A 23,878-nucleotide genomic window follows, 5' to 3' on the forward strand; every position below is an offset into this window, starting at 1 on the left:
TGGGTTGAACCGGAAGGAACATGTACATTTTATTGGAATTGGTGGCTACGGAATGAGTGCCATCGCCAGGGTTCTCCTGGAGATGGGCTACTTGGTGACGGGGTCAGATGTATCAGAGAACAAATTGACGCAGCGGTTGGAGGCCATTGGAGCCGAAATACACATTGGCCATCAGGCTGTTTTGGTGGAAGGGGCTGATCGGGTGGTCTTTTCCTCCAGTATTCCTGAACATAATGTGGAACTGAAGGCTGCGCGGGAAAAAGGAATTCCCGTATTGCACCGGTCCCAGATGCTGGCTCATTTGCTGAATGATAAAAAAGGAATTGCTGTTGCTGGAGCTCACGGAAAGACAACCACCTCCTCCATGATCGCCCAGACCATGGAAGAAAGCGGAGCGGACCCTACCTATGTGATTGGTGGAGAAGTCGTCAGTCTCGGCAGCAATGCCAAAGCCGGAAACAGTTCATATGTTGTGGCGGAGGCAGACGAAAGTGATGGTACATTTTTGGAATACTATCCCCAGATCGCCGTGGTTACCAATATTGAACCCGATCATTTGGAAAATTATGGAGGAAGCTTTGAGAATTTGAAAGATGCCTATCGTCAGTTTTTGAGCCAAATCAAGAGTGACGGAGTGGCCATTTTGGGATGGGATGATCCTTATTTACGTGAGATCACAGAGGAAAGCAAGGCTCAAATCATTACGTATGGATTGGAATCAGATGCCGATTATGTGGCCACAGACATTGAACAGGTACTGAATCGAACCCGGTTTACAGTGAAACATAAGGGAAATGTACTGGGAGAAGTGACTATTCATGTTCCTGGGCATCATAATGTAGCGAATGCATTGGCTGCAATCATTGTCTGTATGGAAGCAGGTCTTACGTTTAAACAGGCGGCTGTAGGTTTGTCTCGTTTCAGAGGAGCCAAGCGTCGTTTTCAGGTAATCGGTGAAGTGGATAACATTTTGGTTGTCGATGATTATGCACACCACCCCACGGAGATTCGATCGACCGTTCATGGTCTGAAGGCATTGAATCGCCGGATTTTTGCTGTTTTCCAGCCGCAAAGATATTCCAGAACCCATCTGTTGATGGACGAATTTAGTCGGGCATTCGGTGATGTAGACCAACTGGTATTAACCGACATCTATTCTCCACCAGGTGAACCTCCTATTGAAGGAGTGCATTCCAAGCGCCTGACGGAGATGGTACGGGAGAACAGCAATCCCAACACGGCTTATTGTGCTACCAAAGAAGATGTGGAAACCTATCTTCTGAAGCATGTACGTTCGGGTGACCTGGTGATCACGATGGGTGCCGGAGATATTTGGCGTGTGGCTCACAATCTGGTTCCGGCTTTAAAAGCCAGAAAAAAGGAAAAAGCAAAATGACGTTGGGAGCTCCAGAAAGAACAGCCCTGTGAAGGCAGGGCAGTTCTTTCTGGTGGTATGACAGGCAGAAATTTGGGTGTAACTAAAATTAGAACGTTTTCTCTATATGTAAATTGGGAATAAAAAAGTGTGAGATCAGTTTAAAGGTGGGTTATTGTGAAAAAGGTTTCCAAAACAGTTTTTAGTGTTTCACTCATTATCGCTTTATTGTTTATCCTGTGGGGAACATTGGCGCCGGAAAATGCGGCGGAAGTCACAGGCAACATTCAGACGTTGATCCAGAATAAGTTTGGCTGGTTTTATCTTTTGTCAGCAACGGGTCTGTTAGTTTTTGTCATTTCCCTGATCTTCACGAAGCTGGGAAATATTAAACTGGGTCAAGATGATGAAGAACCTGAGTACAGCTACATAACGTGGTTTGCCATGCTGTTTAGTGCAGGAATGGGAATCGGTCTGGTATTCTGGGGAGTGGCTGAGCCTTTGAGCCACTTTAACAATCCTCCGATCGGCGATCCAGCAACACGGGAAGCAGCCAAAGATGCGATGCAATACTCCTTGTTCCACTGGGGACTTCATCCCTGGGCGATTTATACAGTGATTGCATTGGCCCTTGCCTATTTTAAGTTCCGAAAACAGGCTCCAGGTGTGATCAGTGCTACGTTCTATCCCATTCTTGGTGATCATGTGAAAGGGCCAATCGGCAAAACAATCGATATCTTGGCCGTGTTTGCCACCATTTTTGGTGTGGCTACCTCCCTCGGTCTGGGTGCGGCTCAAATAGCCGGAGGCTTTTCTTTCTTGGTTGAAGGGATTGAAAACAACTTTCAAACGCAGTTGATCATCATTGCAATCGTTACCGTTTTGTTCATGGCTTCGGCATGGTCTGGACTGAACAAGGGAATTAAATACCTGAGTAATATTAATGTACTTTTGGCGGTTGCACTTATGCTGTTTTTAATGTTTTCGGGGCCGACCAAATTTATTATGGATTTTTTCACAACCACACTGGGGAACTATGTGCAGGAACTTCCACGCATGAGTCTGAATCTCAATCCGTTTGAGAGTTCCAACCAAGCGGAGTGGACACAGACCTGGACGATTTTCTACTGGGCTTGGTGGATTTCCTGGGCACCCTTTGTCGGAACCTTTATTGCCCGTGTTTCCAGAGGGCGCACCATCCGTGAATTTGTTCTGGGTGTGTTGGCTGTTCCCACATTGTTCAGCGCTTTATGGTTCTCTGTTCTCGGTGGGTCGGGCTTACATAATGAAATGTTCGGTTCGGCTGGGATTGTGGAGACGATGAACAGCCAAGGAGCGGAGATTGCTCTCTTTAAGCTGTTGGAATCTGTTCCCATGGGAACGGTTTTGTCTATGATTGCTATTTTGCTAATCAGTACCTTTTTTATTACGTCGGCGGACTCCGCTACGTTTGTATTGGGAATGCAGACAACCAACGGCAGTCTAAACCCTTCCCAGTCTGTCAAGTTGACATGGGGAGTGATTCAGGCAGCTTCTGCAGCCGTGTTGCTGTGGACAGGCGGTCTCAAGGGGTTGCAGATGGCGTCGATTATTGCGGCTTTTCCGTTCACGTTTGTATTGATCGGCATGGCTTTCTCACTCTTTAAATCCTTAAAAGAGGAACAGCCGAAAATAAAACCCCAAACGGTTGCATCTGAAAGTGAATAGTTACATTAAAAAAGTCGCCCTCAAGGGCGGCTTTTTTAGAAGCAGTCTTGACAATCCAAAGATTGAAATTATAATGTAAAAAATTATTACTTTTTTGAATGGTAGGAGGAAAAGGGATGGGAGTACGACCGTTGACGGAGAGAGATCGTGAACAAACGCTTTCTTTTTTGGAGCAAGAGAGCGCTGTGAATGTGTTTTTGATCGGTGATATCTATAACCATGGTTTTGGAAGTGATTTTCAACAGCTGTGGGGAGATTTTGACCCCAGCGGTCATCTCAGGGCGGTATTGCTTCGTTACTATGAATATTGGATACCGTATGCAAGAAGTGATTTTGATGTTGAAGGATTCGCTCACATCATGCAAAATGGACAGGCGTTGAAGATGATTTCCGGAATCGATCGGGCGGTTGAACCTTTTCGAAACATCCCGAACCTTCCTTTTCAATGGGAAAAATCACGCCGCACATATTTTGCTCAATTGACGGAGTTATCCTCTTTGGAAAAGATGGAAAAAGATGTGGATGTTTCCATTCGGCGAATGAAGCACACGGACATTGAGGTGTTGGCGGGTTTGTCCGAAAAAATTGAGGAGTTCACCAGCCGGGACTGGGAAGAGGAATACCAGCGAATGTTTTCTTCCCATGATTCACGTGGTTTGTGGGCTGAAAAGAATGGACAGGCAGTGGCAATGGCTCGAACGGCAGCAGAAAATCCTGCCTCTGCGATGATTGTGGGGGTAGGGACACATCCATCCTGGCGGAAGAAAGGATTGGCCACTCAACTGATGATCCGACTGTGCCGGGAGGTATTGAAGGAAGGAAAACATTTGGCTCTTTTCTACGATAATCCTGAGGCTGGGTCCATTTACAGACGTCTCGGATTTCGGGAGGTTGGAACCTGGAACATGGTATCTTTGAGTAATACCTAAAAAGATACTTCTGTGTAAGGCCTGAGTGTTGATAACGATAATAAGAGGGAGATTTCCGGTGGAGCATCCTTTCCGACGACCCAGCGCCACCCCAGGAGGTCTCAACCGCTTAGCGGATATTTTGTCCGCTGGTTGGGACCTCCACTGATTCCACTTTCTTGCTGGAGGAAAGCGATGCGGAAACGGAAATCTCCCTTCCTCTCTATGTCATGAACCCCAGGTCTTTGTGAGGCCTCTTTTTAATACTCTTGCCGGAGAAGGCGGATCGGAGAGAGCGAGGAACGCCCCCCGCCATGTAGCTGACGGGTATACCTTAATGAATGATCGAGCTTTTTTGATGCAATTTCTTTGGAAGGTGGATCTGTCCAAGAAACCAGGCGACCAGCCAACCGAAAAGAAGAAGCATAGGCAGAAACGGGAAAGGATCTTTCCATAGCCACCACTGGAGAAGTACAACCAGACTGGCTTGAACTCCCAAAAGAATAAAAGCAAGCCGAGCCCATCCCGTTCGCTTTTTTTCATCAGGAAGGGGATAAAGGCGGAACCAGGGTTGAAAACGATGGATGCGACGAATCCAGGGAAGTTGGATTCCCGTGATATACATCGCGATGGAAAGGATCACCATGAAGAGCCACCACTCCGGCTGAAAAGTCGCCAGCAACAGCGTTGTCACCAACGTTAGCCGTATATAGACACCAAAGGGTTCCCGATATCGAAAAAACGTGCGGAGATACAGGTATAGATATGTATTTTCCCGGCCGTATCGCACGGAGTGAAGGATGGGTGCAAAAATGGGGCGCTTTTTTCTTTCGTTTTTGATGTGGGGTACATCAACAAAGTGGCTGGCCAACCGATAGTATCTGGAGATAATCTGTTCTTCCAAGAGAAGAAGACGATCCCATGGAATGATCGAAGCGGGTGCTGTGAAACGGTGGTGATAACTTGTCAGCCATCCAAGCCAACCTAGAGCAACAATCAGTGGCCAACTGAACAGTGAACCGCTAAACAACCACAAACAGACCAAACCGTTGCTCCCCCACCGAAGAATCTGATGAAGGGTATACCCATCCTTATTCCGCAACTCCAGCCAATGAATCCATACATTCCAGGCTTTGAGCGGAAGCAGAACTGCCAAAGCAAGCAAAAATGCCTTTCCATCTCCAATATGCGTGTAAAACAGAGGAAATACAAATCCCAGCCAAAACAATATTTTAAGGGACTGCATTCCCATATTGTATAACAGACTTTTTTTGAAGTACATTTGAAGGCTTTGATCCGCTGGAAGTAAAAAAACAGGATCTGCCGCCTTTACATAGGTGCGGATCTGTGTTTGGGACAAAAACCAAGTAAAGAGAACGGTCAATATAAGATATACAGGAAAATCGCTCGGAAGCCATTCCAGGAATGCTCGATACCCATAGTAAATGAAAACCAAAAGGAAAATGGGCAGAAAATGAAGCCCTCGTGCAATCAAAGCGGCGTAGCGGGCCCCTTTTTGCCAGGCAGCCTTTCTCCGTTCCATAAATAGAGATGTGAGTGGCTTCATAATCGCTCCTCCCCGACAGTGTGAACAAAGAGTTCATCGAGGGAAGCATCAGGAAATCCTGCCTGCTCTCTCATTTCATCCAAACTTCCAGCTAAGGCAATTCGACCTTCGTTGAGAAGAACAAATCGATCACAATATTTTTCAGCGGTCGCCAGTACATGAGTGGATAGGAGGATTCCTGTTTCTTGCTTTTTCAGTTTGACCATCAATTCCAATAAGTTATGGATCGCAAGCGGGTCCAAGCCGATAAAGGGTTCATCTACGATAAGGAGTGAGGGATTGACAAGAAAGGCAGACATCACCATCACCTTTTGTCGCATTCCTTTGGAAAAGGTGTCTGGATACCAATCCAGCTTTTTTTTCATCCGAAAGAGATTCAGCATCTGTTGCATTTGATCTTGATAGTCATCACGGGAAATCCCGTAAGCCATCGCCGTTAGCTCCAGATGTTCACGCAGAGTCAGTTCGGGATATAAATAAGGGGTTTCAGGTATGTAAGCCAGTTGTCTTTTAAATGCAACCGGATCTTCTTGCAATGTCTGTCCGTTAAAGCGGATTTCTCCTTCCTTTGCATGAAGAAACCCCAGTATTTGTTTGATGGTAGTGCTTTTTCCCGCTCCATTCAGACCGATGAGACCTACGATTTCACCGGGGGAGACGGTGAACGATATCTGATGAATGACAGGTTGGTGAGAAGAATAACCACCTGTTAGATTTTTAATTTCCAACAAAAACGAATCACACCTTTCCCATAAAATATTGGGACACGCTATTGAAATATTATCCCAGATTTTATGGAGTGTCCAGGTTCTCCAGACGAGCCATCTATCTTTCATCATAAGAATATGAATATTCCCGTTGCAATAAAGTGTAAAAAGAAAGGAGGGGTGAGAGTTTGCATAAACCGGAACAGATAAGAGGAGTCTCACAGGCAATCGATCATCTGGTACAAGAGTTGATCGAGAAACAACAGAAGGATGGACGTTGGACATTCTGTTTTGAAAGTGGTCCCATGACGGATTCTTATATGCTGTTGCTATATGAAATTCTGGGATTGGGAAAGTCGGAAATTCGTGAGGGGCTGGCAGAAAGAATTTTATCTCTTTCCGATCAAGGAGTATGGAAACTATACTCTGATGAAAAAGACGGAAATGTTTCCGCTACAATGGAATCTTCCCTCGCTCTGGTGGCGACAGGATTTAAAGATCCATCCGATCCTGTGATCAAAAAGAGCCAAAACTTTGTAAGAGAGCAGGGTGGAATCGATGCGATGGGTTCTTTAACCAAAGTGATGCTCACCCTTACCGGTTACAATGGATGGCCGCATCATGCCCAAGTTCCAGTAAAGATTTTTTTGCTACCCTGGTGGTTTCCAATCAGTTTTTTTGATTTTGTGGGCTTTACCCGTGTTCATGTGGCTCCTATTCTGCTTGCTTCCCATCGGGAATTTACCTTGAAGTTGCCGAGGGGACCTGTGGATGCGACAGCATGGACAGGAACGCGTCCAGAAGAAGTGAAAAGGAAAGAGCCCTTGAGAGACCTAGAGCAAAAGATTCATCAACTCCTCCCTCATGCAACTGTCAACGGAAATGATTTGAGTCGATTGGCTGAAAAACGAGGGCTTCGCTTTATTCTTACCCGGAGAGAATCTGATGGAACATTGTACAGCTATTTCAGCAGCACATTTCTCATGGTGTTTGGACTAATGGCTTTGGGCTATCCCCGAAACCACCCTGTGATCGTTCAAGCCATCAACGGATTGGAACATTTTCTTATGCCGGTAAAGGGAGGGCTTCATCTTCAGGAAACCACTTCAACTGTCTGGGATACCGCTTTGATCAGTTATGCCCTTCAGGAAGCCGGAGTTTCTGCACAACACCCTGCGATTCAAAAAGGGGTCCGCTATCTTTTAAGTCGTCAACATGTTCGATATGGGGATTGGGCTCTTCGGAATCCCGGTGAATCTCCTGGAGGATGGGGGTTTTCCGATATCAATACAATGAATCCGGATTTGGACGATACTTCTTACAGTTTGCGGGCATTAGGACCTTCTACCCGAATGGACTATCAGATATTTGAGTCTTGGAATCGTGGAGGACGCTGGGCCTTGTCCATGCAAAACCGTGACGGTGGTTGGTCCGCTTTTGAAAAAAATACGGACAAAAAGTGGCCCAAAGTGTTGTTGCCGGCGACTGATGCACGGACGGTCTGGACAGATCCCTCCACAAATGATCTGACTGGACGGATGCTGGAATGGATCGGAAACCACCTTGGATGGAAACAGGGACATCCTGTTGTGGACAGAGCTGTCCGTTTTTTGTTGAGAAACCAGGAATCGGATGGGTCCTGGTTCGGCCGTTGGGGAATCGCATATATCTACGGAACATGGGCAGCGTTGACGGGTTTGACAGCTGTGGAACTAAAACATAGGGACGATTCCATCCGTCGAGGCGTTGATTGGCTGCTGTCCATTCAGAATAAGGATGGAGGATGGGGAGAATCCTGCGAAAGTGATGTGCAGCGAAAATATATACCATTAAATCGCAGTATACTCGTTCAGACCGCCTGGGCAGTGGATGCTTTGGTGGCAGTGTACGACAGGCCTGTTCCAGCTCTTGAAGCCGGAGTTTTTCGTCTTCTGGAAATGGTGAAAAACATGGATTCATTAGAAAAGTATCCAACAGGAGGAGGATTGGCGGGACAGTTTTATATCTATTATCACAGTTATCCCTATATTTGGCCCTTGGTTGCATTGTCTCATTATCAAAAAAAGTTTGGAAAAGTGGAAAATTGATATTTTCGCTCTTTTTTTCGGATTAAAAATAGGATATGATACAGTTGTTCACCCAATTTATTACAAAAAAGGAGCGATTATGACAGGATTGGTGTTTCTGTTGGGCTGGTGGTTGGGTGGGAGAATGCCAGTCCTGGCCGGTTCCCTGTTTTTGCCTATGGAGCGAAAGAGGGCGAATCAATATGCCAGCAGTTGGTTTGCGTCATGGGTTGGAGGAACCGGCTTTGTCCTGGTTTACCTCGTACCTGTGTCCGAATCGAAGCAGATGCTGGGATATGTACTTGTTTTATATCTCATCGCCTGTGTTGTTCTTGACTTGTCCCATCGGTTGATCCCCAACAGCTTGAATGCGACTGCTGTTGTCCTTATCCTTTGCATCCGTTGGATCATGGGAATGGAATGGCTTGATCCAATCATTTCTGCGTTGGTAGGGGGTGGGGCTCTTTTGGGGATCTCCAATCTTTTTCGCGGTGGGATGGGTGGAGGAGATATCAAGATGACCGTAGCGACTGGGTTATCCTTGGATGGATATGGCATGACAGCAGGATTGGTAATTGCCATTCTGTTGGGAGGTATGTATTCTTGTTTTCTCCTGCTTAAAGGGAAAGCAGGGAGAAGAACTCCCATTCCTTTTGCTCCACACTTGGCAACTGGTTTTATGATCGGGTTTTTGTGGGGGGAAGAATTGATCAAACGATATATTTCTTTGTTGGTCTAACCGTGTGGAATGGGTTGGAAAGTCTTGATCATCATCGGTTCTATCTCAATCTACTAAACATATTTATGGTAGTACAAGTTGGAAGAAGGAGACGATGAACCGATGACGAAACTCCGGATCAATGTTCAAAGCAAGGGTTCAACGAAACGAATTCCCCTTACATCACCGAAGCAACATTCATTTGATCATAGCCGGGATCGGAAAAGTAGTACCTTGAAACTCCCAGGCGCCGCTGGAGAGAAAAGGAAGCATCATCCGGTTCATGGCAATCCGCTCAAATGGAAATCTCCCTTGAAATGGTTGAATCGTGAAGCTGAAATGAGTGAAGGATGGATTGGATGGAGCAGTCCCTATTCCCGCAAAAAACGGAATGGCAGGGGACAGGGAAGTCTCCAATCTGTGTTGGTGGCTGTGATTGGTGCAGTTTTACTGGGCACTCTATTGGGCCTGTCCATTATGGCTCTATTCTTTTCAGGGGATGGAACGGATATTTCCGCCCGAAGCATTGACTCCCACTTGCAATCTGTTCCGGTTGATGAGAAGGAAAAGGAATCCGAAGTGAATCATAAAAAAAAAGTATCAAACAGTAAATCAAATGGGTACCGGCTTCCTGAACTAAAAGCAGTCCTTGTACAAACTGGGACTTTTAAAAAGAAATCCGGAGCATTAAAAACGGTAAGGGAATATCGCTCCGAAGGAAGTGGGGCTGTAATTACGGAGAATTCACCTTATCGGATTTATCGGGGGATCGGCCTGAATCAGGAGGAAGCGAGTCATTTGTCTGCTGGGTTAAAGGAAAAGAAGTCCTATTTAAAGGAACTCCGTATTGCAGACCAACCTGTTCCTGTATCCCGTTTACCAAAAGGAAAAAAAAGAAAAGAGCTAACCGCCCTGATCCAAAAAGGTCACCATGTCTTTCAGATCATGGGGGAAAAAACATCCGATGGTCTCCGGAAAAATGCTTCGCCTGTCTCTTTTCAATCCGTATGGAGTGAAGTGATTGAGCATTACAGTGATGCAGCCCAATCAGCACAGAAGCTGGAAAAGGAAATTCCTGGTGAAGCCAGACCCTATCTTGTCCAGATGATCCGGGCGTTGGATCAAGTGGTTCAGAACGGTCAAACAAGTTTGAAACAGTCTCAAACCGCCAATCTATGGCAAATACAGGAAGGTTTAATTCGGTATGCTTTGGCCTATAAAAAGTTTGTGCAAGTCTTTCATTGAGAGTGAAAGTTTCTTGTTCCACCTTATTGAATTTGCTAAACTTAGTTTGTATCTGATATGTCTTTTACCGATCCTGTCCGTCCGGGTTCGGGACGGCCGTCCGGGATTCAACCGGGCTGTGAAGCAGGGTCGCTTTCTTTCGTTTTGCAAGGCTTTAAACGTTATACCCGACTGATATAGGGAAGGGAAAAATATACAGACTTAGCAATAGAGAATGAAGGAGGTCGGGGCACGATGCAGCCGGAACTTGTACTCGCATCCGGCTCCCCACGGCGAAAACAACTGCTTCAAGCCTTGGGGTTGCCCTTTTCCGTTCATCCCAGCTCGGTGGCGGAAGAAGTCCCAGGAGATCCATCTCCGGGAGAATTGGTGGAGATTTTGGCCGCTAAGAAAGCGTTGGCGGTGGCACATACAAAAGAGCGGGCACTGGTGATCGGATCGGATACTGTAGTGGCTCTGGGTGATAAAATCCTTGGAAAGCCGAAGGATAAACAAAATGCCGCCCAGATTTTGGAATATCTCCAGGGGCAGTCTCATCAAGTCTATACAGGGATTGCCCTGGTAGAGGTGATCAATAACAAGGTGACCCGCCGTCTGATCAATCACCGGGTGACGGAGGTGATGATTCGGAATATGAATCAGGAAGAGATTGAATGGTACATCTCGACGGAAGAGCCGATGGACAAGGCTGGAGCTTATGGATTGCAAGGAATCGGATCTATGTGGGTAGATTGGATTGACGGGTGTTATACCAATGTAGTGGGGATGTCCCTTCCCCTCCTCTACGATATGATGAATGGTATGGGTTACCCTGTTCTGAAACCATCATTTGCTCCGGAAAATAAGGCATGACAGCTAGAGGCAGCATCTGAAGCTTCCTTATTTGCCGGTTTGACGGGAGGTTGTAAATGTTGCGTCAACCGGAACAGCTGATGATTCGCGATGTGCCGGAGGAAGAACGGCCGAGAGAGCGAATGTCCAAAGAGGGTCCGACAGCCCTTTCCAATGCGGAACTTATCGCTATTTTGCTTCGGACGGGCACCTCATCTGAGTCTGTGATTCAACTGGCCCATCAGGTTTTGGCTCAGGCCAAGGGCCTGAAAGGACTGGCGGATTTTACGTTAAATGAGTTGATTCAGATGAGGGGCATTGGACCAGCGAAGGCAATTCAGCTATTGGCGGGAATTGAAATCGGCCGTCGTGTTTCTAGAGCCCTTCCGGCAGAACGGGCATTGATTCGTTCACCTGAGGATGTTGCTGATTATGTGATGGATGAAATGAGATATCTGACCCAGGAGCATTTTTTGTGCCTGTTTTTAAACACAAAAAACCGGGTAATTGATAAACAGTGTATCTTTGTTGGAAGTCTCAATTCATCCGTTGTTCATCCCAGGGAAGTATTTCGGGAAGCGATTCGTCGCAGCTCGGCCGGTGTGATCTGTATACATAATCACCCAAGCGGAGATCCGGCGCCGAGCGCAGAGGACATTCAAGTAACGGAACGGTTGTATAAAGTGGGGCGAATTATCGGAATTGAGCTATTGGACCACATTATTATCGGTGACACCCGGTTTTACAGTATGAAAGAAAAAGGGATTATTCCAGTGTGAGACACGCTTTATACAAAACAGATCCTTAAGCGAAGGGCTGAGATGGTTCATGCAATATTGGTTTGGGAGTAAAGATGGGGGAACGGAAACGATCTTTCAGAAATTTGGTGGGTTTATCCGGGACATGGGTATCGATTTGGGAACGGCCAATACCTTGGTATACCTGAAAGGACAGGGTATTGTGGTGCGAGAACCTTCTGTGGTTGCCTTGGAAACGGGAACGGAGGAGATTAAAGCGGTCGGGAACGAGGCAAAGCGCATGATCGGCCGGACACCCGGAAACATTGTTGCCATCCGTCCCATGAAAGATGGAGTGATTGCTGACTATAATACAACGGCTACCATGCTGGAATACTTTATAAAAAAAGCACAGACACAAAGGGTCTACCTGCCGCGCCGCCCCAATGTGATGGTTTGTGTTCCGACCGGAGTCACCCCGGTGGAAAAAAGGGCGGTAGAGGAGGCAACCCGTGCGGCAGGGGCCAAAGAAGCTTATACGATTGAAGAACCTTTTGCTGCTGCCATTGGTGCGGGACTACCCGTCTGGGAGCCCACCGGCAGTATGGTGGTGGATATTGGTGGTGGGACAACTGAGGTGGCTGTCATTTCACTCGGAGGGATTGTAACGGCGAAGTCCCTGCGTGTTGCGGGAGATGAGATGGATGAAGCTATCATTCAGTATATTAAAAAGACTTACAATTTAATGGTTGGTGAACGGACTGCGGAAACGTTGAAGCTGGAAATTGGGTCCGCAAAGTCCGAGGAAGAGAAAACACGGGACATTCGCGGAAGAGATTTGATCTCAGGTCTTCCCAAAACCATTCAGATTACCTCCAAAGAGATTGCGGATGCTCTTGATGACACAGTCAGTTCCATTATTGATGCGGTGAAGCTCACACTTGAGCAAACGCCGCCGGAATTGGCTGCTGATATTATGGATCGGGGAATCGTTCTGACCGGGGGCGGAGCCCTTTTGAAGAAGCTGGACCAACGTGTATCTGAAGAAACGATGATGCCTGTGGTTGTTGCGGAAAATGCATTGGATTGTGTTGCAATCGGTACCGGGCAAGCGCTGGAAAACATCCACCTTTTCACATCGGGAGTAGGCATTACCTCTACCCGCTTCAATCGTCGGAAATAAGGGGTGGTTTTGTGTTCTTGCGATTGTTTGCTAACCGACGGTTGTTTGTGTTGTTGGTGTCAGTGATCCTGTTAACCGTAACCGTGGGAATGACCCGGAGTGGGCGAGATGAATTGACCTGGATGGAAGCCGGGATCAAGAATACGGGGGCATGGCTTAACGGTTGGTTTTCCGGCTTTTCTTACACTGCACTGGCATGGTTTGATGATGAACCGACGGCGGAGGAAAAGGAAAATGTCTCACAGCTGAAGGCAGACATTGCCCGGTTGGAGCGGGAGAATCGCAGGCTAAAAGAAGTTGCCCAATACATGAATGAGAACAAACAGAACTATATTACAGCAAAAACAGTATCCCGCAGTCCGGATCGCTGGAACGACCGTGTGGTCATTGACAAGGGCAAGAAGGATCAAATCCAAAAGGATATGCCAGTGATCACAAGCGAAGGGTTGATCGGTAGGGTTTCTGCGGTGACAAATTATATGGCGGATGTTCAGCTTCTGACCGATTCCGGCAGTGGCCCTGGAATTGCAGCGCAAATACAGTCTGGAGACCAAGAGATCTTTGGTTTGATTGAGGGATATGATGCCAGTAGGAAACGCTTGTTGATGAAAAAGATTCCTTCCGGGATTCAACCGAAGAAAGGACAGTTGGTCGTCACCTCTGATTTGTCCGACCGATTTCCGGGTGATCTTCTGATTGGTTCAGTGGATGAAGTGGTTCGGGGAGACTTTGGTGTGGACCGTATGGTTTATGTGAAACCTGCTGCCCAGTTTGAACGTCTCCATTATGTGATGGTTGTTCGTGATCCTACAAAAATCAAATTGCAGAAACACAGACAGAAGTTAAATGGGAAGGAAAAAGGAAACGGAGGGGATTAAATGCCAGTATCCTGGATGTTTATCGGTTTCCTCTCCTTCTTTTTTTTGTTGGAAGGAACCGTTTTACAATTTGTGGCCCCACAGGCGTGGGGAAGTTCGATTGTTTGGATTCCTCAATTGGTGACCAGTGGAATCATTATCTATTCTTTGTACCAAGGGCGGAAACCGGGATTAATCTATGGATTTTGCTTTGGCTTGATTTATGATGTTGTCCATGGACAGGCAATCGGTGTTTACGCATTTAGCACTGCTCTCGTCGGGTATTTCTCAGGTTTGATTTCCCGTCAACTGTTTTCCGGTTCGACAGTGGCACTGTTGACAACGGCCATCTGTCAAGCCGTTCATTTGTTTATGAGTTATGGTTGGTTTCGTTTGTTTAATATTACTGAGGTACCATGGAAGGAAGCGGCCGTTTACCATATCGTTCCGTCGGTCCTGATCAATATGGTGCTTGCCTATCCAATCTATCGGCTTGTTTTGTGGATGATCAAGCGTACGGGATCACGGTCGATCCAACTGTTTGAATAGATTGGGGAGCGTAGTCCAGTCTCCGGCCTGATTGCGTATGAAGGAAGGATTTTCTAGACGTGCGCAGAAATCATAGAGTGAGGCGGGGTGACTTTCATGGGAAAAGCATTGAAATCGGGTGTGACAATAAAAGGGACCAAGAACGGGCTTCATTTCCTCCTCGATGAAACACGTCCTTTTTCCACAATTTTAAATGAATTGAAACATAAATTGGAAGGTTCCCCCAATATATGGGATGGACCAGAGACCCATGTACGGATCAAATTGGGAAATCGGCAGATTACAAGGGAAGAAGAGACAGCGTTGCGGAATCTGTTTTCCTTACGGGAAAATTTAATTATTCAGTCCATTGAAGCGTCAAATGGAAAGCCCTATTTGCTGAGGAATCAGGGTATTAACGTTCAGGCAGGGACAGTCCGTTCCGGCCAAGTCCTGGATCACCGGGGTGACCTTCTTCTTTTGGGGGATGTAAATCCTGGAGGAACAGTTCGTTCCACAGGAAGTATATTTGTTCTGGGAGCCTTAAGGGGGTTGGGACATGCTGGAGGAGAGGGGGATGAGTCGGCGATTATCGCTGCATCCAATTTACGCCCCACGCAACTCCGGATTGCTGATGTGGTTTCACGCCCCCCGGATGAATGGACCAAGTCGGAGATGTCCGGGATGAATTTTGCATATCTGGTGGATGGGCGGATTGTTGTGGACAAGATTCATCATTTAAATCGGATTCGTCCGGAGATTGAATGGAAGGAGAACCGTTTCAGAGGATAATTCAACCTGGAGTGTCAGGAGGCGGAGAAAGATGGGTGAAGCCATCGTTGTAACTTCAGGGAAGGGTGGTGTCGGCAAATCGACGACATCGGCCAATGTCGGAACGGCGTTGGCGATGACCGGAAAAAAAGTATGCCTTTTAGACACAGATATTGGCCTTCGAAATTTGGACGTACTGATGGGACTGGAAAATCGCATCATCTATGATCTTGTCGATGTGATAGAAAAGAGCTGCACCTTACAACAGGCGCTTATTAAAGATAAACGATGCAAAACCCTTTATCTGTTGCCTGCTGCCCAGACAAAGGACAAATCAGCGGTGGATATGAAACAGCTTTGTTGGTTGATTGCTGAGCTAAAGGAAACGTTTGACTATGTGATTGTTGATTGTCCGGCCGGCATTGAAATGGGTTTTAAAAATGCTGTCTCCGGGTCAGATCGGGCGATTGTTGTCACCACACCGGAAAACGCATCCGTTCGGGATGCCGACCGGGTCATCGGTTTGTTGGAAAAAGAGGAGATTCCCCAACCGAAACTGGTTGTCAACCGAGTGCGTCCGCAAATGATCAAGGAAGGAGGGATGATGGAAATTGATGAAGTGGTTGCCGTATTATCGATTGACCTGCTAGGAGTCATTCCGGATGATGAAGAGGTTATTCGTTCTGGAAACTTGGGAGAGCCAATTGTTTTACATAAAAAAGCTTTGGCATCAAAAGCTTATCAAAATATTGCCCGAAGGATTCAAGGGGAAGCAGTTCCACTTCTCATTTTGGAAAAGGAACGAACGTTTTTGAGACGAATGAAACGATGGCTAGGTTTTACATAAAAGGATCGATGGGTATGGTTCTTGTATACGCATAACCCGCTGAGACAAGTCATAGGATGTACCAGAGAATGGGAAAAGGCGGTGAACGGTCTCATGCGGGAATGGTCCCAAGGAATAAGTAAAAGAAGAGAAGAGCGGATTCGGGCCATCAAAAAAAGAAAGGGACTTTCAAATAAGAATGGTACCCGTTCAGGGTTTACGGTTTCATCATCAAAAAGACAGCCTCCATTATCCAGCCAATGGGACGAGCTTCCCTGGAACCAAAACGTCTGGAGAAAGGACGATCCAAAGAAGAAGGAGAGTCGAATGTTGATTCAAGCGTTTTTTGCTTTCCTTCTTTTAACCGTCTGCTATTTAATTTTCCAATCAGAAGGAACGACGGCGCGGCAGGCACAATCGTTTATCGTTGAAGTAATGGAGCGAGATTACAATTTTGAGGGAGTCGCTAAGTGGTATGAACAAAACATTGGCGGGATGCCAGCCATTCTTCCAGCATTCAAAGAAAATAGGGAAAATTCGCGCAAAAAATCGATTTCCTGGGTTTCACCATTAAAGGGAGAAGTGGTTCAACCCTATCAAAAAGGCAGGAAAGGAATTACTATTCGTGCCGCCAAAGGTTCGCCTGTCGTTTCTGCAGCGGAAGGTTGGGTTGTAGAGGCAGGACCGAAAGAGGGACTGGGGAAAACAGTGGTTGTTCGTCATAGAGACGGAGATGAGACATGGTACGGATGGCTGGGAGAAATTCAGGTGCAGGAAAAAGATTGGGTGAAACCGCGTCAGCTCTTGGGTGAAGTGGGAGAAAGAGAAGGGGAAACCCTCCTTTTCTTTGCTGTCAAAAAAGGAGGCGATTTTGTCGACCCGTCGGGGGTGGTACCGGTTGAATGATCTTTTCCCCTGGAAGGGCTTACGATTTCGCATCCATGGTTTATTTTGGTTCGTTATTTTTTCATCCGTTGTAACCGGGCATTTTATAGAAGTTACAACTCTTTTTGTATTGGTATTCATTCATGAATTGGGGCATATCACCGTTGCACGCTCTTTTGGATGGCGAATGACGGAGATTGAATTGCTGCCTTTCGGAGGAGTGGCACGAACAGATGAATGGGGGACCGTTCCGGCGAGGGAGGAAATTGCAGTCGCTTTGGCAGGTCCGTTTCACAATGTCATGATGGTATTGTTCGGTTATCTTTTTTGTGCATGGGGATGGTGGTCTCAAGCTTGGATGGAATATTTTATCCAAGGGAATGCGTTGATGGCGGGATTTAATCTTCTTCCACTTTATCCCCTGGATGGTGGAAGAATTTTGCAAGCCCTGCTCAGTTATCATCTTCCCTATCGGAGATCGCTGGAATGGAGTTTGGCAGTAGGAATGTTGGGAGGGGCGTGCTTTTTTCTCTACAGCCTTTCGGGGAAGGGATGGGATCTAAATCTATCCATGATCTCCGTTTTTTTGATATACTCAAATGTACTGGCCTTTAAACAGAGAAATGTACAATATATGCGGTTCTTAATGTGGCGTCGGAATGCGCCCGTCCCTGTGGAAGCACGGATTGTACACGTGCCTGTAGACAGAGAAGAGAGGTTGGTTACTGTCTTACAGAAACTTCGTAAGGAAGCGTACCATGTATTGATTGTGAAAGATCGATCCGGTCGATGGCAACCACTTCCGGAAGAAGCGCTATTTCGACGCTTTTTTGATGATAAAAAACCGGACAGTCGAATCGGGGATTTAATCGCCTGACCGATCATTGACAAGTGTTTAGCAGTGTGGTAAGATGATATTCGCGTAATTTGCTTGCTCTCCCGGAGTAGGCAAACCGCTCAGCATGGGTAGCAAGGAATCATTCCACCTATGTCTGGCGAGTCTTGACAAAAGAGGAGGGTCCGGGATGTATGCACTGATCGAGACTGGCGGTAAACAGTACCGTGTCGAAGAAGGGCAAGCGATCTTCGTGGAAAAGCTGGCCGCTGAAGAGGGCGAAACGGTAACTTTTGACAAAGTGTTGCTTGTCGAAAAGGAAAACGGCACAGTGATTGGCACACCTGTAGTGGATGGCGCCAAAGTGACCGGAAAAGTGGATAAGCATGGAAAAGGGAAAAAGTTGACCGTATTTAAGTTTAAACCTAAAAAAAATTATAAACGGAAGCAGGGTCATCGCCAACCTTTTACCAAAGTGGTTATCGAAAAGATCGAAGCCTGATTGAGAAATTATGATTCAGATTTCATTGTACCATGATGGTGAAGGGCAGTTGGAGCGGGTGGTGATCAAAGGACATGCCGGTTATGCTGAACCAGGGGAAGATATCGTCTGTGCCGCTGTTTCCGGTATATCCATCGGTTTGGTCAATGCTGCGGAAGCCTTGTTGGGAGTTCGTCTGTATCAGGAAGACATGAATCCGGATGAAGGTGGGCTTCTCGATTGCAACATACCAGAAGGACTTCCGGCTGACCGGCGGGAACGTGTCCAATTCCTGTTGGAAGCGATGGCAGTTGCCCTCCAATCTGTGGCGGATGAATACCCTTCTTTTGTATCGATGAATCACCTGAAATAAATCTTTTATAAAGGAGGTGGACATGATGTTGAAAATGAACCTTCAATTTTTCGCTCAGAAAAAAGGAGTTGGTTCCACCAAGAACGGTCGTGACAGCATTGCTAAGCGCCTTGGCGTGAAGCGCGGTGACGGTCAGGCGGTAAATGCCGGCAGCATTTTGGTGCGTCAGCGTGGAACCAAGATCTACCCCGGAATCGGTGTAGGTCGTGGCGGGGATGATACCCTTTTTGCCAAAGTGGACGGAGTTGTGAAATTTGAACGGATGGGTCGTGACCGTAAACGGGTGAGCGTTTACTCGGAAGAACCGGTCCAAGTACAGGCTTAATGAAATCCCGGCTCGATGCCGGGGTTTTTTTGTGGTTGCTGATCCATTAAAATGAAGGAGCGCCCAGATAAAAAATGACAGGAGAGGTTATTGTGTCCTATGGGTGGTCCTTTTGGTTCAAGCGGACTGTGCCGCCTTTGGCTGTAGCTTTTTTTCTTGTAGCTGTACAACCTTGGGGCGGGGTGATCGGGGTCCTGATGGGGTTCGGTTTTTTGCTTGGATGGTCTTGGTGGCTGCGACGTTTATGCAGAGGCTGGGAACAGATGAACCAAAAAGAAAATGCCCGCTCCCGTCTCCAACTGATGAGTCGGCAGCGGCATGATTCCTTAAACCATATTCAGGTTTTAATGGGATATCTGTCACTTAATAAACCGGAACGGATTTCCTCTTATCTAGAAAAGATAGTGAATCAATGGGAGTTGGAACGGAAAGTTAGTCAAATCAACGATCCGGTTTTGGCTTGTTACTTGGTTACATTCATTCGGGATCATGCGGAATGGCATTGGAATATGGATTTGGATGAGGAAGCTTTTCCATTACCTTTTAAATCCTCGGAACGGATCTTTAAGATTGTTAAGGGTGTTATTGATCGGCTGGAGATATACGGGAATTTGGAACAGTTGTACTTGGGATTGTCCAAAAAAGATGAAAACATCATTGTTGAGCTTCAGCCAACATGGAAATCAGTCCAAAATCCGGGATATGATTTGCGGTTGCTTCGGGAAACAATAAGCCCATATGGGGAATTATTAGACGAATCTGATTCTGTTGAAGCGATTGTTATCCGGCTTTCTTCATAAGGGAGTACATAGAACAGGCGGTGTGGATATGTTTGTCGATCATGTAAAAATTTTTGTCAAGGGCGGTGATGGCGGCAACGGCATGGTTGCCTTTCGCCGGGAGAAATATGAACCCAAGGGAGGACCAGCCGGCGGTGATGGTGGTCGTGGCGGCGATGTGGTATTTCGTGTCAATGAGGGACTGCGAACCTTGATGGACTTTCGTTATCAAAAGCATTTTAAAGCGAAAAGAGGGGAACATGGGCGGTCTAAAAGTCAGCACGGAAGAGGAGCAGATCCACTGGTCGTCAACGTTCCACCGGGTACGGTGGTGAGAAATGCGGACACTGGAGAGGTGATCACTGATTTGACGCAACAGAACCAGGAAATGGTGATCGCCCGTGGTGGCCGAGGTGGTCGAGGGAATCTGCGCTTTGCTTCACCTCAAAATCCAGCACCCCATGTAGCGGAAAACGGGGAACCGGGAGAGGAATTTTGGGTGGAATTGGAACTGAAACTCTTGGCTGATGTGGGGCTGATTGGTTACCCCAGTGTGGGGAAATCCACCCTCTTGTCCACGGTTAGTGCCGCACGTCCCAAAATAGGAGCCTATCATTTTACAACGATTCACCCCAACCTGGGTGTGGTGGAAGTAAACGATGGACGCAGTTTTGTAATGGCAGATCTGCCGGGACTGATTGAAGGGGCTCATGAAGGGACTGGATTGGGTCATCAATTTTTGCGCCATGTGGAGCGCACAAGAGTTCTGGTTCATGTGGTGGATATGGCAGGTTCCGAAGGGAGAGATCCTTACCAGGATTGGAAAAACATTTGTGAAGAACTGACGATGTACCGAAAGTCATTGGCCGACCGCCCGCAACTTGTAGCAGCCAATAAAATGGATCTTCCCGGAGCCGAAGAGAACTTGGAAGCATTCCGTGACTTGGTTGGCGAGCAAGTGCCGGTTTACCCTGTTTCGGCTGCAACACGACAGGGGATAAAAGAGTTGTTGTATGCTGTCGCCGATCTGTTGGATTCTCTTCCAGCCCAGGTGGAGGTTGAAGAGGAAGAGAAGCCAGATCGAAAAATATATAAGAGCCGAGAGGCAGAAGAGCCGTTTACGATTCGAAAGGAAAACGAGATATTTGTGGTAGAAGGAAAACGTGTAGAGAAATTGGTTAAGATGACCAATTTCCAGTATGAAGAGTCTGTCAGGCGTTTTGCACATATATTGAAAGAAATGGGAGTGGATGATGCTCTCCGTGCAGAAGGAGCCAGACGGGGAGATACCGTTCAAATTTTGAATATGGAATTTGATTTTGAAGACTGATTGTGGTTTCAAATCAAAAAGATGGTTCCCACTTTTGAGGGAACCATCTTTTTTACAATATTATATCGAAGCATTTTTGATCGCTTGATCATATTCTTTTTCAATTTCAGCATCCGGTTTCTTTGTTAAAAGGCTGACCAGGATTATCGCGATTGTACAGGCAATAAATCCTGGAATCATTTCATAAATTTCGCTGAGAGACTCGATTTGTTTCCAGATGATTACTGTTGCTGCACCAGTAAACATCCCGGCCAATGCGCCCCATTTATTCATGCGCTTCCAATACAAACTGAGGATGACAACCGGTCCAAAAGCGGAACCAAATCCGGCCCAGGCGTATCCTACTAGATCCAGAATGGTATCATTGGGATTTAAAGCCAATAAGAGAGCGATTACGGCAACGCCTAACAAAGAGAGTCGACCTACCAGAACCAACTCTTTATCCGAAGCGGATCTGCGGAGAAACGCTTTATAGAAGTCTTCTGTCAGAGCGCTGGCTGTAACGAGTAGTTGTGAAGAGATGGTACTCATAATTGCGGCCAATATGGCAGCCAGAAGAAACCCAGTGATTAAAGGATGGAACAACACTTTGGATAATACGATAAAAACGGTTTCCGGATTTTCCAATGTCCTTTTGGATTGATTAAAATATGCAATTCCAACCAGACCGGTGAACATCGCACCAACGATGGAAAAAATCATCCATCCCATTCCGATTCGACGGGCATTTTTCACTTCTTTTACAGAGCTGATTGCCATAAAGCGCACAATGACGTGAGGTTGTCCGAAATATCCCAGTCCCCAGGCCATCAACGAAATCATCCCGATGAGACTGGTTCCTTGCAATGCATCCAGTAATGTCGGATCAATCCCTCTGATTTCGTCGAAGGTGGGCCCAAATCCTCCCATTTGCATAAGCACTACGGTGGGAACAAGAATCAAAGCAATAAACATAATGGTTCCCTGTACAAAGTCTGTCCAGCTGACAGCGAGAAAACCACCGAACAGGGTATAGAGGATTACAACGCCAGCCGTAATTATAATTCCTGTGAAATAATCTAATCCAAAGGAGCTTTTGAACAGCTCACCGCCGGCAACCATCCCTGAAGATGTATAAAAGGTAAAGAAGATAAAAATAACCAAAGCAGATACAATGCGCAATATTCTTGACTGATCCTTGAATCTGTTTTCAAAATAATCAGGGATTGTAATGGAGTTATTGGCCGTTTCAGTATAGGTTCTCAACCGGGGAGCTACATATAACCAGTTTAAATAGGCACCTGTCGTTAAACCGACGACGATCCATCCACTGCTTAATCCTTGAGCATACATGGCACCGGGGAGTCCCATCAAGAGCCAGCCGCTCATGTCCGAAGCACCAGCACTTAATGCAGTAACCATCGGTCCCAGGTTTCTTCCGCCAAGCATATAATCAGATAAATCAGAAGTTCTACGATAGGCGTAATACCCAATTGCCAGCATTCCAAGCAAATAGATAACAATCGATATAATAACTCCGGATTCCATGTGCTTCCCCCTTAATAAAATTTAGTACACTACAATGTTAAAAGCGCTTACAAATCTGTTCAAGTTGTAATTTCAACCAAGCGATTTTCCCTGACACCCCCTTCTTTTTAGTAGGGATCTCTTTCTTTCTAAGTATGCCCATCATACAGGTTTTCCTTTATTAAAGCAATAAATATGCCAAGAAGTTATGATTTTGGACTGCGTTCCTTTTTCATCACAGTAGACAGGGCCATTCAAAAGCACTTTTTTAAAAAAGGGGGGGCGATTTCGGTGGAGCATCCTATTTGATCATTCAGTGGAGCCCCGCACACCGAACGCCTGATCCCCTTTTGTTATTTTGAGAAAAATCCTTTGAGAGCAAAAGCGACGTTTTGAGGTCGTTCAGCCAATCGACGCATAAAATAGCCAAACCAATCATTTCCGAACGGAATATAGACACGCATTGTATACCCTTCTTTGACCAGTTCGACTTGCATATTGGTACGGAATCCGTACAGCATTTGAAATTCAAATTGATCGCGGGAAATTTGGTTTTCTTCCGCAAACGCTTTCACTTTGGCGATAATATGATGGTCATGTGTTGCAACTGCAGTATAGCTGCCGCTGAGCATATGTTCCTTGATGATTGCCATAAAGTTTTCATCCACTTTTTCCTTATCCTGATAGGCGACTTCCGGCGATTCTTTATAAGCGCCTTTCACCAGGCGAAGCGGGATCCCTTTTAAATTTTTAACATCTTGCAAGGAGCGGTGCAGATATGACTGAATCACTGTGCCAACATTATCATATTCTTGGCGAAGCTCTGCCAACATATCCAAGGTAAGCTGACAATGAGAATAATCTTCCATATCGATGCGGACAAAATTATGATGTTTTTTAGCAGTTTCCAGAATTTTCTTCATGTTATCAAGGCAGAATCCATAATCGATGTCCAAGCCCAGTTGGGTCAATTTCAGGGATAGATTGCAATTTACACCTGTCTCAGCGATTTTGTCCAGTGTATCGATACAGTATTGTGTAGCTTCACTTGCTTCTTCCCGGCTGGATACAAACTCACCCAAATGATCAACTGTACATACCAGTCCTTGATCATTTAGCTCTTTTGCTACTTTCATGGCACTGTCGATGGTTTCCCCAGCCACCACCTGAGCTGCGCCGAACTTCAGTCCCCATCTTCGGGCAGCTTTATTTAAGACTCTGTTTTGTGCGGCATATTGAAAGATATTCTTTGTAACGCTTTCAAGCATGGTTCTTCCCACCCCCAGATCATGTTGCAATCTTGATATCTTATATTAAGCAAAAAGCATACCAATCAAT

Annotated in this window: 24 protein-coding genes and 1 other annotated feature; of the genes, 20 read left to right on the plus strand and 4 right to left on the minus strand. The window is 46.3% G+C overall.

The features are described 5' to 3' along the window. Positions 1 to 4 precede the first annotated feature (4 nt). The 3 genes from murC to FN782_RS01480 all read left to right on the plus strand — a co-directional run bounded on the left by murC (position 5) and on the right by FN782_RS01480 (position 4,011). Positions 5 to 1,396: a UDP-N-acetylmuramate--L-alanine ligase gene (murC, locus tag FN782_RS01470; protein WP_142503991.1), complete on the plus strand. Its 1,392-nt coding sequence runs from the start codon at positions 5 to 7 to the stop codon at positions 1,394 to 1,396. Between the two features lie 156 nt (positions 1,397 to 1,552). Continuing rightward, positions 1,553 to 3,082 carry a glycine betaine uptake BCCT transporter gene (locus FN782_RS01475; protein WP_142503992.1) on the plus strand — a complete coding sequence of 510 codons (1,530 nt, stop codon included), beginning with the start codon at positions 1,553 to 1,555 and terminating at the stop codon, positions 3,080 to 3,082. 116 nt (positions 3,083 to 3,198) lie between these two features. Continuing rightward, positions 3,199 to 4,011, plus strand: a complete 813-nt coding sequence (locus FN782_RS01480) for a GNAT family N-acetyltransferase (RefSeq protein ID WP_185955969.1) — start codon at positions 3,199 to 3,201, stop codon at positions 4,009 to 4,011. A gap of 313 nt (positions 4,012 to 4,324) precedes the next feature. On the opposite strand, the gene FN782_RS01485 is transcribed toward FN782_RS01480, so the two are convergent. Both FN782_RS01485 and FN782_RS01490 read right to left on the minus strand, forming a co-directional pair. Next, positions 4,325 to 5,557, minus strand: coding sequence for an ABC transporter permease (locus tag FN782_RS01485; protein WP_142503994.1), 1,233 nt, complete (start codon positions 5,555 to 5,557; stop codon positions 4,325 to 4,327). Beyond that, positions 5,554 to 6,288: an ABC transporter ATP-binding protein gene (locus FN782_RS01490; RefSeq protein WP_246064807.1), complete on the minus strand. Its 735-nt coding sequence runs from the start codon at positions 6,286 to 6,288 to the stop codon at positions 5,554 to 5,556. The genes FN782_RS01485 and FN782_RS01490 overlap by 4 nt, the downstream gene beginning before the upstream one ends. Before the next feature lie 164 nt (positions 6,289 to 6,452). Here FN782_RS01490 and FN782_RS01495 point away from each other — a divergent pair, with 164 nt between their 5' ends. The 17 genes from FN782_RS01495 to obgE all read left to right on the plus strand — a co-directional run bounded on the left by FN782_RS01495 (position 6,453) and on the right by obgE (position 21,034). After that, the gene (locus FN782_RS01495; RefSeq protein WP_142503996.1) at positions 6,453 to 8,351 is read left to right on the plus strand and encodes a terpene cyclase/mutase family protein; all 1,899 of its coding nucleotides are present in this window, start codon (positions 6,453 to 6,455) and stop codon (positions 8,349 to 8,351) included. Between the two features lie 79 nt (positions 8,352 to 8,430). Next, positions 8,431 to 9,069: a prepilin peptidase gene (locus FN782_RS01500; protein ID WP_185955970.1), complete on the plus strand. Its 639-nt coding sequence runs from the start codon at positions 8,431 to 8,433 to the stop codon at positions 9,067 to 9,069. A gap of 102 nt (positions 9,070 to 9,171) precedes the next feature. Further along, positions 9,172 to 10,293: a hypothetical protein gene (locus FN782_RS01505; RefSeq protein WP_142503998.1), complete on the plus strand. Its 1,122-nt coding sequence runs from the start codon at positions 9,172 to 9,174 to the stop codon at positions 10,291 to 10,293. A gap of 234 nt (positions 10,294 to 10,527) precedes the next feature. After that, positions 10,528 to 11,145 (plus strand): Maf family protein, encoded by a 618-nt coding sequence (locus FN782_RS01510; RefSeq protein WP_142503999.1) that lies wholly within the window; start codon positions 10,528 to 10,530, stop codon positions 11,143 to 11,145. Between the two features lie 56 nt (positions 11,146 to 11,201). Continuing rightward, complete coding sequence (gene radC / locus FN782_RS01515) at positions 11,202 to 11,903, plus strand: RadC family protein (RefSeq protein WP_142504000.1); 702 nt, start codon at positions 11,202 to 11,204, stop codon at positions 11,901 to 11,903. A gap of 49 nt (positions 11,904 to 11,952) precedes the next feature. Continuing rightward, the gene (locus FN782_RS01520; RefSeq protein ID WP_142504001.1) at positions 11,953 to 13,044 is read left to right on the plus strand and encodes a rod shape-determining protein; all 1,092 of its coding nucleotides are present in this window, start codon (positions 11,953 to 11,955) and stop codon (positions 13,042 to 13,044) included. A gap of 11 nt (positions 13,045 to 13,055) precedes the next feature. Next, the gene (gene mreC, locus FN782_RS01525; RefSeq protein WP_142504002.1) at positions 13,056 to 13,922 is read left to right on the plus strand and encodes a rod shape-determining protein MreC; all 867 of its coding nucleotides are present in this window, start codon (positions 13,056 to 13,058) and stop codon (positions 13,920 to 13,922) included. Then, positions 13,923 to 14,450: a rod shape-determining protein MreD gene (gene mreD / locus FN782_RS01530; protein ID WP_142504003.1), complete on the plus strand. Its 528-nt coding sequence runs from the start codon at positions 13,923 to 13,925 to the stop codon at positions 14,448 to 14,450. Positions 14,451 to 14,546: 96 nt separating this feature from the next. Then, on the plus strand, positions 14,547 to 15,221 hold the full coding sequence (gene minC, locus FN782_RS01535) for a septum site-determining protein MinC (protein ID WP_142504004.1): 675 nt from the start codon (positions 14,547 to 14,549) through the stop codon (positions 15,219 to 15,221). 31 nt (positions 15,222 to 15,252) lie between these two features. Next, positions 15,253 to 16,047, plus strand: coding sequence for a septum site-determining protein MinD (gene minD / locus FN782_RS01540; protein WP_142504005.1), 795 nt, complete (start codon positions 15,253 to 15,255; stop codon positions 16,045 to 16,047). 81 nt (positions 16,048 to 16,128) lie between these two features. After that, on the plus strand, positions 16,129 to 16,932 hold the full coding sequence (locus FN782_RS01545) for a M23 family metallopeptidase (protein ID WP_142504006.1): 804 nt from the start codon (positions 16,129 to 16,131) through the stop codon (positions 16,930 to 16,932). Beyond that, a complete protein-coding gene (locus FN782_RS01550; protein ID WP_185955971.1) occupies positions 16,898 to 17,788 on the plus strand; it encodes a M50 family metallopeptidase in 891 nt (296 codons plus the stop codon). Before FN782_RS01545 ends, FN782_RS01550 begins: the two co-directional genes overlap by 35 nt. Before the next feature lie 63 nt (positions 17,789 to 17,851). Then, positions 17,852 to 17,924 (plus strand) — a sequence feature (ribosomal protein L21 leader region). 12 nt (positions 17,925 to 17,936) lie between these two features. Further along, entirely contained in the window at positions 17,937 to 18,248 is a 312-nt protein-coding gene (gene rplU / locus FN782_RS01555) for a 50S ribosomal protein L21 (RefSeq protein WP_142504008.1), read from the plus strand. A 10-nt stretch (positions 18,249 to 18,258) separates the two neighbouring features. Continuing rightward, entirely contained in the window at positions 18,259 to 18,600 is a 342-nt protein-coding gene (locus FN782_RS01560) for a ribosomal-processing cysteine protease Prp (RefSeq protein ID WP_142504009.1), read from the plus strand. Positions 18,601 to 18,625: 25 nt separating this feature from the next. Next, a complete protein-coding gene (rpmA, locus tag FN782_RS01565) occupies positions 18,626 to 18,925 on the plus strand; it encodes a 50S ribosomal protein L27 (protein WP_142504010.1) in 300 nt (99 codons plus the stop codon). Between the two features lie 92 nt (positions 18,926 to 19,017). After that, complete coding sequence (locus tag FN782_RS01570) at positions 19,018 to 19,725, plus strand: Spo0B domain-containing protein (RefSeq protein WP_185955972.1); 708 nt, start codon at positions 19,018 to 19,020, stop codon at positions 19,723 to 19,725. Positions 19,726 to 19,753: 28 nt separating this feature from the next. Beyond that, positions 19,754 to 21,034 (plus strand): GTPase ObgE, encoded by a 1,281-nt coding sequence (gene obgE / locus FN782_RS01575; RefSeq protein WP_142504296.1) that lies wholly within the window; start codon positions 19,754 to 19,756, stop codon positions 21,032 to 21,034. Positions 21,035 to 21,094: 60 nt separating this feature from the next. Here the strand turns inward: obgE and putP are convergent, their stop codons facing one another. Together putP and FN782_RS01585 are read right to left on the minus strand one after the other, a co-directional pair. After that, positions 21,095 to 22,561, minus strand: coding sequence for a sodium/proline symporter PutP (putP, locus tag FN782_RS01580; protein WP_142504012.1), 1,467 nt, complete (start codon positions 22,559 to 22,561; stop codon positions 21,095 to 21,097). Positions 22,562 to 22,893: 332 nt separating this feature from the next. Beyond that, positions 22,894 to 23,808: a proline dehydrogenase family protein gene (locus FN782_RS01585; RefSeq protein WP_142504297.1), complete on the minus strand. Its 915-nt coding sequence runs from the start codon at positions 23,806 to 23,808 to the stop codon at positions 22,894 to 22,896. Positions 23,809 to 23,878: the final 70 nt, after the last annotated feature.

It is taken from the genome of Melghirimyces algeriensis (genome assembly GCF_900182565.1).
In the GTDB taxonomy this organism is placed as follows: Bacteria; Bacillota; Bacilli; order Thermoactinomycetales; family DSM-45169; genus Melghirimyces; species Melghirimyces algeriensis.